The 13,347-nt window shown below is 39.8% G+C and carries 9 protein-coding genes; all 9 read left to right on the top strand.

Annotation, left to right across the window (positions count from 1 at the left end; all coding sequences use genetic code 11):
* The first annotated feature begins 97 nt into the window (after positions 1-97).
* The 9 genes from def (at position 98) to ACFG4S_RS24585 (ending at position 13,340) form a co-directional block, all read left to right on the top strand.
* On the top strand, positions 98-661 hold the full coding sequence (gene def, locus ACFG4S_RS24545; protein WP_392531551.1) for a peptide deformylase: 564 nt from the start codon (positions 98-100) through the stop codon (positions 659-661).
* A gap of 10 nt (positions 662-671) precedes the next feature.
* Entirely contained in the window at positions 672-875 is a 204-nt protein-coding gene (locus ACFG4S_RS24550) for a hypothetical protein (RefSeq protein ID WP_392531552.1), read from the top strand.
* Between the two features lie 219 nt (positions 876-1,094).
* On the top strand, positions 1,095-1,895 hold the full coding sequence (locus ACFG4S_RS24555) for a PD-(D/E)XK nuclease family protein (RefSeq protein WP_392531553.1): 801 nt from the start codon (positions 1,095-1,097) through the stop codon (positions 1,893-1,895).
* Between the two features lie 245 nt (positions 1,896-2,140).
* Positions 2,141-3,697, top strand: a complete 1,557-nt coding sequence (locus ACFG4S_RS24560; RefSeq protein WP_392531554.1) for a cytochrome P450 — start codon at positions 2,141-2,143, stop codon at positions 3,695-3,697.
* Between the two features lie 64 nt (positions 3,698-3,761).
* Positions 3,762-6,194, top strand: a complete 2,433-nt coding sequence (locus ACFG4S_RS24565; protein ID WP_392531555.1) for a DHH family phosphoesterase — start codon at positions 3,762-3,764, stop codon at positions 6,192-6,194.
* Between the two features lie 275 nt (positions 6,195-6,469).
* Positions 6,470-7,450, top strand: a complete 981-nt coding sequence (locus ACFG4S_RS24570; RefSeq protein WP_392531556.1) for an ABC transporter substrate-binding protein — start codon at positions 6,470-6,472, stop codon at positions 7,448-7,450.
* A 9-nt stretch (positions 7,451-7,459) separates the two neighbouring features.
* On the top strand, positions 7,460-10,129 hold the full coding sequence (locus ACFG4S_RS24575; protein ID WP_392531557.1) for an ATP-binding protein: 2,670 nt from the start codon (positions 7,460-7,462) through the stop codon (positions 10,127-10,129).
* A 63-nt stretch (positions 10,130-10,192) separates the two neighbouring features.
* Positions 10,193-11,572, top strand: a complete 1,380-nt coding sequence (locus ACFG4S_RS24580; RefSeq protein WP_392531558.1) for a diguanylate cyclase domain-containing protein — start codon at positions 10,193-10,195, stop codon at positions 11,570-11,572.
* A 682-nt stretch (positions 11,573-12,254) separates the two neighbouring features.
* Positions 12,255-13,340, top strand: coding sequence for a PotD/PotF family extracellular solute-binding protein (locus ACFG4S_RS24585; protein ID WP_392531559.1), 1,086 nt, complete (start codon positions 12,255-12,257; stop codon positions 13,338-13,340).
* The last annotated feature ends 7 nt before the right edge of the window (positions 13,341-13,347 follow it).

Raw genomic sequence — 13,347 nt, forward strand, 5'->3', positions numbered from 1 at the left:
CCAGTCCCCAGTCCCTTTTAGCAGTGGGATGAGCTTAACTCCCCAGCTTGATAGAATTAAGATAGTAGGAATTTTCACTATCTAGCCATCAAGACTCATGCCTTCTGAAATTGCTGTCGAGAAAAAAAAGTTAAAAAATCCACCTTTGGAACTTCATTATTTAGGCGATCGCGTGCTGCGTCAAGCTGCAAAGCGGATTTCTAAGGTAGATGACGAACTCCGCCAACTGGTGCGCGAAATGCTGCAAACTATGTACAGCAAAGATGGCATTGGTTTGGCTGCGCCCCAAGTGGGAATTCACAAACAACTAATTGTCATCGACCTGGAACCAGAGAACGCAGCTAATCAGCCTTTGATATTAATTAACCCCACAATTAAACAGGTTAGCAGAGACATCTCTGTTGCCCAAGAAGGGTGTTTAAGTATTCCGAATGTATATCTAGATGTGAAGCGCCCGGAAGTCGTGGAAATTGCCTATAAAGACGAGCATGGTCGTCCCCAGACTTTAAAGGCTAATGACCTTTTGGGACGCTGCATTCAGCACGAGATGGATCACCTCAACGGCGTAGTGTTTGTAGATCGTGTGGAAAATTCCTTGACTTTGGCCCAGGAGCTATCGAAGAATGGCTTCTCGTATCAGGCGGTGAAACCAGTAGCATAGGGGACTAGTAGTGTATTTAACTCCAAAAAGCGGTTTATTTCTGGGTGGTTGTTGTGTAAGTGCGATCGCAGCTGTCGGCTCAATTTTTGAACTCAGTTACGGACAACCAGATTTCGGTGTCACAACCACAGCAATTATCCTCGCATTGAGCATTCCACTCACAGTATTATTTTTCTTTGCCGCAGTGAGGGACGCAAAGGCTAACATGAAATAAGCATCAGGTACATAAAAAAGGTAAAGGGATGAAGGAAAGATAAAAATTTCATCCTTTTACCTTTTATTTTTGTTATCTATCTTCCATTGCTACTAAGGGTTTCAGCTTTATTAACAGCCTTGCAGTTACATTTTTGCCTTGGTAGTATTGACTCTTTTTTCGGTCGAGGCGATGGCCTTGCTGATTCGGGCATTGGGCGATCGCTTCTAAAATAGAAAAATGCTATCAACTCCCACTCAACTATTACGACTGTCTCAAGGACAACTTAACTTACTTGAAGCTTGTCCGCGTAAATTCCAGCACACTTACCTAGAACAACTCAATTCACCGACAAATCCCCAACACGAGGAACGACAAACTTTAGGTAGTCGCTTTCACCTGTTGATGCAGCAGCGAGAAATGGGTTTACCAATTGATAGTTTCCTCCAAGCAGATGCTCAACTGCAAAGCTGGATGTTAGGTTTTACTGATGCAGCCTCGGAAATTTTAACGCATATACCTGACAATCAAACTTTTCGTGAAAGCGAACACTACCGAACTCTGCAAATTCAGGACTATTTGTTGACGGTTGTCTATGATTTATTGATTGCAGATAACCAACAAGCGCAAATTCTTGACTGGAAAACTTATCCGAAACCACCTCATAAACGCAAGTTAGAATCAAACTGGCAAACACGGCTTTATATGTATGTTTTGGCTGAAACTAGCGCATATTTGCCAGAAAATATTTCTATGACTTATTGGTTTGTCCAATCTGAGGGGAAACCGGAAAATATTAAATTTAATTACAATAGTACTCAACATAAAAAAACAGCCAAAAGACTTAATCAACTGTTAAGTCAGTTAACTCATTGGTTGGAAGATTACCGAAATAATGTACAGTTTCCGCAAGTGGCGGAAGGAAGTAAAACTTGTGATTATTGTAATTTTGCTCAGCGGTGCGATCGCACACAAGTCACAGAAGAAGCAGTAAAAGATTCATTGCCAAATCTCGACAGCATTCAAGAAGTTTCACTTTGATTTTATCCGCAGGATTGTATTGCTAAAACACATTCCTTATATCTGTAGACTCTCGGGCAAAATTAAAAAGTAATATAAAGTCCTTTTTTAAATTACAACTTATAAAGTTATGTCTAGCTTTGGCGAAACTGAAAAAAATTATGTGCGCGAATTAGGGATTGAGGATAAAAATAGGCTGAAGTAATTGTGAAACAATAAGATAATATCTGAATAATTTAAAGTTTTTGCTAGACAAAGGCGAATTCATGTTGCAAGACATTACTGCTCAGATTGATTCTTCTTCTTTTCCATATTTAGCGACAATTTTAGGCGTTACTAGCATAGCTGGAACACTTGGTTGGCGCTGGTGGAAACAAAAGAACAGATATAAATCACTACAATCACTTCCTTCTCCTCCCAAACACTGGTTGTTAGGAAATCTTCCACAATTATTAGCAGCAGTCAAACAGAAGAAATACTTCCAATTATTGTTTGATTGGAGCCAGCAGCTAGGTCCAATGTATGTTTACTGGACTAGCCATCCAGTTCTGGTTTTGAGTCAGGCAAAAGTCATTGAAGACACGATTGTAAATGGGATGAGAGATGGTAGCCTAGTTAGGTCCCAGAAAACGATCAAAGCTTGGAACGATATTAGCGGTCCAATTCTTTTTGGTCAAAATGGATCTGAGTGGCAGTGGCGACGCAAGGCTTGGAATCCGGAATTTACTTCTACTAATCTCTCCAAATATCTTGAAATTATTAGCCAAGCTTGCAAACAAGTAATCGAGACACTGAAAAAAGCTCCACCAGCAAAAGAAGTTGAGGTAGATCCTCTGTTTGTAGAACTAACAATGAGGGTGATTTGCTCTATTGTACTAGGCATTCCTGTCGATAGAAAGTGTACTAATCATGAAGGACCACCCCTGGAAATTCTCAAGATGTATGAAGCGATGTGTATTCTCAGCTATCATTTCCTACGACAAGCTACTGGCGAAAAGACATGGATGAAATATTTGCCAAGTAAGAATTCACGAGATTATTGGGCAGCAAGGCGATATTTTGGGGACTTTCTGATTCCTCATGTAGACTTAGCTTTACAGATGAGAGAACAAAATCAGACGGATTTACCACAAGTCAGTCCTTTGTTCCGAGAATCAATGTTAGCCAAAATCGCTGCTAAAGAACCAAAATACGATCGCGAAACATTAATAGCAGAATCTATTGAACTTTTAATAGCTGGTACTGACACAACAGCCCATACTTTATCCTTTGCAGTCGGAGAGTTGGGCTTAAATCAACGGGTTTTTCAGCAAGCACGAGATATTGTTGATCGAGCTTGGCAAAGCAAAGGCTGTATTAATACAGAAAACCTCAAGGAATTAGCTTATATTCGCGCAATCATCAAGGAGACGTTGCGCCTTTATTCAGTCGCCTCAGGCTCAACTCCATTGGAAGCTCAACGCGACACTGTAATTGAGGGTAAAGTGATTCCTCGGGGTACAACAATATCCTGGTCAATGCTTGCTGCTGGAAGAGATCCAGAAGTCTATGCTAATCCAGAAGTATTTCTACCAGAACGTTGGTTAGACAAGAGTAAGGAAACTAGTTCGTTGCTAATGATAGACTTTGGCTCAGGACTTCATCGTTGCTTGGGAGAGCATCTATCAATGCTGGAATCAACTTTGATGCTAGCATTATTGCTTCACTACTTTGACTGGGAGTTAGTCAACGGTCGTTCTTCTCTGGAAGAATTACAGCAAAACCTGTTAATTTCTCCGTCTGATAAAATGCCAGTGCGCTTTCGGTTGAGAAATTGGGAGTAAAGCTTTCAGAATTTCGGACTACTTTTTTTCTCTGCATTTTCTATTAACTCCTAACCTGCTTTGTATGTCAGCACAACAGTGGATTTTAGCAACAATAGAACAACCGCCAGAGTGGTTTATCCAAGCGGTCAAGCAGCATACACCCGCATCGAATGGATTGTATGCTGCACAATTGTTGTGGCAACGGGGAATTAAAGAAAAATCACAATTATCAACTTTTATTAACTATAAAGCTTATCAAGCAGCAAGTCCCTTTGAGTTTGGGCAAGAAATGCATCTGGCGATCGCTCGGTTACAAAAAGCCAGCGATAATCGGGATAAAATTGCCATTTGGGGAGACTTTGATGCTGATGGCATTACCTCTACTGCTGTGCTTTGGGATGGATTGGGAGAGTTTTTTATCCCAGATATCGAGTTAAGTTATTACATTCCCAATCGGTTGAAAGAATCCCACGGACTGAATCATCAAGGAATTGATAACTTAGCAAAACAAGGTTGCAAGTTAATAGTCACTTGCGATACGGGTAGCACAAATATTGATGAAATTATTTATGCCAAACAGTTAGGTATAGATGTCATAGTTACCGACCATCACACCTTACCCGAAGAACGTCCACCAGTTACAGCAATTATTAATCCTCGATATCTGCCAAAGGAACATCAACTATTTCATCTTTCTGGGGTAGCGGTAGCTTATAAGTTGGTGGAAGCACTTTATCAAACTTTGCCTCATGTTCCCCAACATCCGTTAGAGGATTTATTGGATTTAGTCGCGGTAGGATTAATTGCCGATTTGGTGCAGCTGAGTGGAGATTGTCGTTATTTGGCACAGTTAGGAATTCAACGACTGCAAGCAGATTTTCAGCAACCACCGACAGCACGACGACGACCGGGGGTAGGGCGATTATTAGAATTGTGCCAGAAAAATGGCGATCGCCCCACAGATATTTCCTTTGGTTTAGGACCACGAATCAACGCCGTCAGCCGCATTCAAGGTGATGCTAGTTTCTGCGTCGAATTATTAACTAGTCGCAATGCTAAACGTTGTAACGAATTAGCTGAGGTGACAGAACTCGCCAACACCCGCCGCAAATCTTTGCAGAAAGATGTACAAGCCCAAGTCGCACAAAAACTGGCTCAATTAGATTTATCAACCACCAGCGTTATTGTTCTAGAAGATGCCCAATGGCCTGCGGGTGTATTGGGCTTAGTTGCTGGACAAGTCGCACAAGAAACCGGTCGCCCGACGATTTTGTTAAGTACAGAGGGGGTGGAGGACAAGGGGGACAAGGAGATAAACAAAACTCCTCACTCCTCACTCCTCACTCAGCACGGGCTAAACGCCCCGCTACCGCTAACAGCACTCAGCACTCAGAACTCAGCACTATTATTAGCCCGTGGTTCCGCCCGTTCGGTGAATTCGGTCGATTTGTATAAGTTAGTGAAAGACCAAGCACATCTGTTGCATCGTTTTGGCGGACATCCCTTTGCAGCGGGTTTGAGTTTGCCAATTGAGAATATTCCTTTATTTACAGCGGCGATTAATCAGCAATTACAGCAATCTTTGGGCGGTACAACCCTCACGCCAACGGTGCAAGCAGACTTAGTGGTAACTGTAGCAGATTTGGGGAAAGAGTTATTTTTAGAACTGAAATTACTAGAACCTTGTGGAATGGGTAACCCTGTTCCTAAATTACTCATTCAAAACTGCTGGTTTGAAAATGGTTGGCACCGCAATCAACAGGATTGGCAAGGTAAAAAGGTACAGTATATTAAAACCGAGTTTAATATTCGGGATAATTCAACTAGAAGTGGCTTTCCTGGTATATGGTGGGGACACTACAAAGATGAATTACCCATAGGAAGGTGTGATTGTATTGCTGAACTAGACTACAATACCTTCAAAAAACGCTATGAAATTAGATTAATTGCCGTGCGTCCTAGTGAGAACTCAGCGCTGACAACTGACAACTCACCACTCATTTTAGATTTACGTAATCAAGAATACACAACACTGACAGATCGGGACTCAGCACTAATTCTCGAACATTGTCCGACGAACTGGGATGATTTACGTGTGTGGTTGCGGCGATGTTTAACGACTACGGTTGATAATCAACAACAATTAGCGATCGCTTGGTCTAAACCCAACCACCAACCAGGAAAGGAAATTTGGCGAACCTTGGTAGGTATTGCTAAATATCTCAGTCGTACCAATCAACCAGTGACCCGCGTACAACTTTTAGAAAAACTTGGAATTAGCGATCGCACCTTATTTTTAGGAATCAAAGCTTTAAAGTCTTGCGGATTCACAGTTACCAGAGAAGACCGTTATTTGCAAATCACCTGGAATTCCAGCAGCGTCTCTGTAAGCAATGCCGATGCTCCTATTGCACAATTTTTAGCCGCAGTCAGCGAAGAACAATTTCAGCAAAAGTACTTTGCTGAAGTACCTTTATCTACTATTGTTGCCATGATTAATAGTCATTTTGACTGATTATGCTGATAAAATATAGCGTTTCCTTAGCAACTGACCTACAGCTTAACCTCACCCCGATAAAGCTGTGCTTTATCTCCGCTCTCTTTACTAAGGAGTGGGGCTGGGGGTGAGGTTTTAAGGTGTACTTCACTCGTCTTAGGAACTGCTACACCACAAACAGAAACTTTTTTAATCCAATATTTAACAAAATTTACCCGTCGATTTGAATTTGAAAAGATACTTTATTTAGTTTAAATGTTGATTAACAATGATAAAAAAATATCAAATATTCTATGTTTAAACTACTCAAATACCTTAGTTTTTTTCTCGTTACCACCTCTTTGCTATTTGCTTGTAATACTTCAGCACCGACCCAATTAAAACGCCCTCCCTTGAAAGTAGAATTTACATCTTTTGTTGGGGAGCATTCAGGCATCATTGCTCAAGAAAAAGGATTCTTCAAAGCCCGAGGGGTAGATGTGGAACTAATTCATAAACAATACATCCAATTGGAAATAGCAAATTTCAGTGCGGGTAAGTATGATGCCATAATATTAACCTTGGGAAGTTTTATAAACTTGAGTGCCACAAATCCAGATATACAAGGCGTGATGGTTGTAGATGAATCAACAGGAGCAGATGTGGTAGTCGCCCAATCACAAATTAAAACCGTCGCTGACTTAAAAGGGAAAAAACTGGGTACAAATCTAGGCGGTTTTAGCGAAGTTTTCGTGACTGAGATGTTGAAAACTGCCAACTTCACCAGCGATGATGTGAACTTGGTTAAATTAGAGGCTTCAGAAATTCCTCAACGCCTGAAAAATAATGCTATTCAAGCCGGACACACTTGGGAACCCCATCTCTCTGAGGCGATCAAATCAGGGGGACATATTCTATTTACCAGCAAACAAACCCCTGGCTTGATTTTAGATATGATTATCTTTCGCGGTGAGACAATCCGCGATCGCCCCGAAGATATTCGTGCATTTGTCAGAGGATGGCTGCAAGCCACGACCTACTGGAAAGCAAATGTTCAGGAAGGAAACGCTATTATCAGCAAAGTGTTAAAAATTCCTAGCAATACAATCTCTCTGGAGGGAGTAAACCTAACTGATTTAGGTGAAAATCAAAAGTTTTTTCAATCTAGCAACCCTAACTCTATTTACAAAACTGCCAAGATATACGCAGACTTTTTTATTCGCTCTGGAAATGTAACGCGTATTCCTGAACTAAAAAGTTTGTTCAATTCTTCCTTCTTGAACCCTCCCTCCTAGTTTAAAGCCATGCAGCACTCTCTTTTGGGCAGCATCCGTACCAAGTTGATTGCCTCCTTTCTCATTGTTGCTTTGATGCCATTGCTGTTATTGGCATTTATCAACAAACAGACAACTGAAAAAGCACTAACTGACAATGCAAAACAAGCCCTATCTGCGGCGGCTAACGAAACAGCTAACAGAATAGATGCCTTTATTGATGCAAATCTCAATTCTGTGCGCGTAGAGGCGATTTTACCAGGTTTTGCACGCTACCTCAGCCTAACTCCAAAACAGCGAGATGACAGCCCCGAAATGCAATTGGCGACAGAAACATTAATTCGTCTCAGTCGCAAAGATATGATCAATGTTCTCTCCTATGCTTTGCTCGACTTAAGCGGGAAAAATGTATTGGATACATATACACCGAACATAGGCAAAGATGAATCAGTGGAAGATTATTTTAAAAAACCGCTGGAAACTGGGTTATCCTTTGTTTCTAGTATGAAGCGATCGCCGAAAATTCCTGACCTGATTACCCTCTTTTTTAGCAGTCCGATTCGCAATGCTAAGGGAGATGTATTGGGTATATTGCGTGTTTCATATAATGCTACTGTTGTGCAGCAGTTAGTAACTCGACAAACTGAACGATCTGGGGCAAAATCTTTTGCTATTCTTTTAGATGAAAATAATATTTATCTAGCGCATAGCACTGCACCAGAACTAATTTTTAAATCAATTGTACCTCTGCCTAGCGATGTTGTAAATCAACTGCAAAGCGAAGAGCGGTTGCCTAATTTACCTGTCAAAGAATTGGCAACTAATGAGTCAAAATTGAAGCAAGCATTGGATCGGAACAAGTCGTATTTAATTGGAACTTTAGAAGCAACAGGTAATCAGGTTAATCTGATTGCGATCGATCGTTTAAAATATAAACCTTGGTCTGTGTTGTTTGCCCAGCCGCTTGTGGTTGCCCTAGCGCCTGTAGAAAAGCAAATTCGTGATGCAATGTTTCTATTTGCATTGATCGCTGGATTAGTAACAATCATCGCTTTTGCCATTGGGCAAGTACTAACAAAGCCAATAATTTACGTTACCAATACAGTTTTGCAGTTTACCGCAGGTAACTTAGATATCCGTGCCAAAATTAGCTCAAAAGATGAAATAGGTCAACTGGCAAAATCGTTTAACAAAATGGCACTTCAGTTGCAAACATCTTTTGAAACTTTGGAACAACGGGTAGAGGAGAGAACAGCAGAGTTAGTAATTGCTAAAGAAAAAGCTGAAGTTGCTAATCAGGCTAAAAGTTCTTTTATTGCCAACATGAGTCATGAATTGCGATCGCCTCTCAATGCAGTTATGGGTTTTTCTCAATTAATGTTGCGTGCTAAAAACTTACCATCAGAACACTACGAAAATGCTGGCATTATCTATCGTAGTGGTGATTACCTGCTGACTCTAATTAATAATATTCTCGATTTATCTAAATTAGAAGCAGGTAAAAACATGCTTAATTCCAGCGATTTTGATTTGTATAGCTTGCTTGATGATTTAGAAGATATGCTTTATTTACGAGCAAGTAATCAAGGGCTAAATTTAATATTTCAACGCAGTGAAAATGTACCTCGTTATATTTGCACTGATGAATTAAAACTCCGGCAAGTGTTAATTAATCTAATTAGTAATGCCATCAAATTTACCCGAGAAGGAATAATCAGTTTAAGAGTAAATAATAGGAGTGAAGAAACCACAGATATTTTCATTCTTGATTTTCAAGTGCGTGATACAGGAGTGGGTATTGCAACAGCAGAATTGCCCAAACTATTTAATGCTTTTTCTCAAGGACAAGCCGGGAAAGATTCCCAAGAAGGAACAGGTTTAGGTTTAGCAATTAGTCGCAAGTTCATCCAGTCAATGGGAGGCGATATTTATGTTGAAAGTGAATTAGGAAAAGGAACAGAATTTAAATTTTATATTCAAGCTAAATTAGGTCAAGAAAGCAAAAGTAATACTTTAGAAGAACATCCTCAAGTGTTAGGACTTGTACCAGGACAACAGATATATAAGCTATTAGCAGTAGATGATAAGCTGATTAATCGTCAATTACTCATTAAACTTTTAGAACCCTTAGGGTTTGAGATCAAAGAAGCAAGTAACGGTAAAGAAGCGATCGCTATTTGGGATGAATGGGAACCGCACCTGATTTTGATGGATATGCGAATGCCTGTTATGGACGGTTACGAAGCCACAAAATACATCAAGTCTACTACCAAAGGCAATGCTACGGCGGTGATAGCTTTAACGGCGAGTGTTTTAGAAGAAGAAAAAGCGATCGTCCTTTCAGCCGGATGTGATGACTTTATGCGTAAACCTTTTGCAGAACACACTATTTTTGATACACTGACGAAACATCTAGGTGTCAAATATATATTGGCTGAAGAAAATAATTATTCAAATTCGGAATATACAGAAGAAAATTCTTTAACATCCAACCATCTAATTTGTATGTCTCAAGAATGGATTAATCAATTCCATGAAGCTGCTTTAGAAGCAAATACTAATCTTGTCATCGAATTAATTAGAGAAATTCCGAAAACGGAAACTTTTTTAATTAAATCTGTAACAAAACTTGTCCGTACATTTGAATTTGAACAATTAGTTGATTTAGTAGAACCCCTAATTGTTCGATCCAGTTACTGACAAAATTTACTTGGTAACTTAAATTTGAGGAGTTGATTGATTTAGCGGAACCCCTAATCAGCAATGAATCTTGATCATCACAAAGAAAATAAAGGTAATATTCTCCTAGTAGACGATATTCCTGAAAATTTACAATTATTAAGCGATTCTCTGATCAAACTCGGCTACATAGTTCGCAGCGTTATCAGTGGGCGGATGGCACTGAAAACAGTAAAAGCGAAGCGACCAGATATAATTCTTTTAGATATCATGATGCCAGAAATGGATGGCTATCAAGTCTGTAGAACTCTCAAAGCTGATGAAGTTCTACGCACCATTCCCGTCATTTTCATTAGTGCTTTAGATGATGTTTTCGATAAAGTCACCGCCTTTGAGTCAGGGGGCATTGACTACATCACCAAACCCTTTCAGATGGAAGAAGTTGTAGCGCGTATAGAAAATCAGTTAACTATTCAACGCCAGCAACGGCTTCTAGAAGAAGAAAATATTAAGCGCAGGGAAACAGAAGAGATCCTGTATCAGTCTAAGGCAATGCTAGCCAGCGTTTTGAATAGTTCACTCGATGGTATTGCTGCTATGCAAGCTGTCCGCAACCCCGTAACCGGGGACATTGAGGATTTCCGTTGCTTAGTTGTCAACTCTCTCATTGCCAGAGTCTTCGGCAGTAGCTGTGAAGATACGATCAGTAAATTGCTACTTAAAAAAGTATTAGCCCCTCTAGAACCAGAACTCTTCAATCACTTTGTTAATGTCGTTGAAACGGGCGAACCTTTGAAACGGGATTTTTACCATCCATTAGGAAATTATTGCTGGTATCACTTTGTGGCAGTAAAGCTAAGTGATGGTTTTGCTATTACCATACGCGATATTACTGGACGTAAACAAATTGAATTAGCTCTCCAGGATGCAAACCAGAAACTAGAACAACTAGTAAATATAGATGGTTTGACTCAGGTAGCTAATCGGCGCTGCTTTGATGGACGACTGCAAATAGAATGGAAACGCCTTGCACGAGAACAACAACCCCTGTCACTCATTTTATGTGACGTTGATAAATTCAAATCCTACAACGACTACTATGGTCATCTTGGAGGCGATGATTGTCTAATTAAGATAGCGCAAATACTACAACAGATTGTTCATCGTCCTGCCGATCTAGTAGCGCGTTACGGAGGAGAAGAATTTTTGGTACTTCTGCCTAATACTGACTTACCAGGAGTAACCAAAGTAGCACAAAGTATTCAGCAAGCAATTCACGCTCAGGCCATTCCCCATGCACAGTCTGATATGAAAGATATCGTCACACTTAGTTTGGGTATTACTTCTGTCATACCCACTTCTGACATCAAGCCAGATACACTCATCGCTTCAGCTGATAAAGCACTGTACAATGCCAAACAAAACGGGCGCGATCGCTATTGTACTTACTTATTAGATACATAACCTGACTTTTCCCGTTAAGTCCGAAAACCCCTGCACAGAAAGAGGCAGGAGGGGAAATCAAGACTTTAACTTTTGAATAGTAGAGACTAAAATTCCTTGCATCCTATCTACTTCTTGCAAAACTGGGTCAAATAACTAAGGAGTAGCTAATTTTAGCGAAGAGAGGCAGAGAGCAGAAGGAAGAAAATACAATTTTTGTCCTCTGCCCGAAGAGCTTGCTAAATTCTTGGAGTCTGAAAATTCCATCAGTCAAATTGTTAATTTTTATTAACTCCAGCTAGATTAGAAATATTCAAAATCGTGGATTAAACTAGTGGTCTGTCGCAAAAGTTTTGAAGGATTATAAAAGTTTATAGTAAGCACTTCAGTACTTAAAATTGAGCGATAAATCGCTCATTACAAACCCCGCAAAATTAATGCGACAGACCACTAGTGGATAATGGTAAATTATTAACAGTTGCACAAGTACATATACTTAAGCTAATGTTGAAATTAACTATGGCAATCTTATTTTATTTGTGAGAATTTAAAGTTACAAACTTCCGACTTCTTTCTTGAACAATTCGGAGATATTTTTTTTGACGAATGATCTAGTATTGCTATACGAAGAGTCCAATTAAATCCATATGTATTATCAATCGACAAGATCGCACAACAGCATTAAATTTTGACTATTAACTTAATGACTAACAGACGCCAATTTTTAAAAAGGGTAGCAGCACTTTCTAGCTTGTCTTTAACGAGTTGCGGTTGGAGGCTCGGCCAAGTACGTGCTAATTATAGTACTTCCGAGAAACGTGACCAGCTTTATATTTATACCTGGACACAATATACTGACAAACAATTACTAAAAACTTTTATAGCTCAAACTGGCATGAAAGTGCTGGCGGATGTGTATGATTCTAACGATGTAATGTTGGCTAAATTGCAAGCTGGAGGTGGTAGCGCTTACAGCATTATCTACCCATCTGATTATATGGTGCAGAAAATGGTAAACAAAGGTTTATTAAGAGAAATAAATCACGATCGCTTAATTGGTCTAGAGAATTTATTTCCCCGATTTCACGATCCTATTTATGACCCCAATAACCGCTACAGTATCCCTTTTAACTGGGGGACAACAGGTTTACTTTACAATTCTGAAAAAATCTCAGAACCTCCAGAAGACTGGGATTACCTTTGGCGAAACCAAGAAAAACTTAATAAGCAGATGACATTGCTTAATGATGTGCGAGAGGTGATGGGTGCAGTATTAAGAATGCTAGGTTATTCTTATAATTCCAAAAATGAAAAAGAAATCAAACAAGCTTATGATAAATTGAAACAGTTAAAACCTGCGATCGCGGCTTTTGACACAGATGCTTGGCAAAATCAAATTCTTGCAGGAGATTTAGTATTAGCAATGTGTTATTCAGCAGATGCGGTGAAAATCTCTAAAGAAAATCCTAAACTCAAATATGTGATTCCTCGGAGCGGTTCTTCATTATGGACAGACACTATTGTAATTCCTAAAACAGCCCCCAATTTAGCTGGAGCCTATGCTTGGATTAATATGATTTTGCAGCCAGAAGTAGCAGCGCAAATCACTCAACGCCTGAATATTGCTACGCCTAATAGCGCCGGATTCGAGCAATTGCCAAAAAGAATTCAAAACAACCCTAATTTGTTTCCCTCAGAATCTCTTTTAGCCAATTGTGAACGGATAACTCCTGTAGGAGAATTTGAAGATGTTTACGATCGCTATTGGACTCAATTAACTAGTAGCTAATTCACTT

Source organism: Nostoc sp. C117 (assembly GCF_043099735.1).
Lineage (GTDB): Bacteria > Cyanobacteriota > Cyanobacteriia > Cyanobacteriales > Nostocaceae > Nostoc.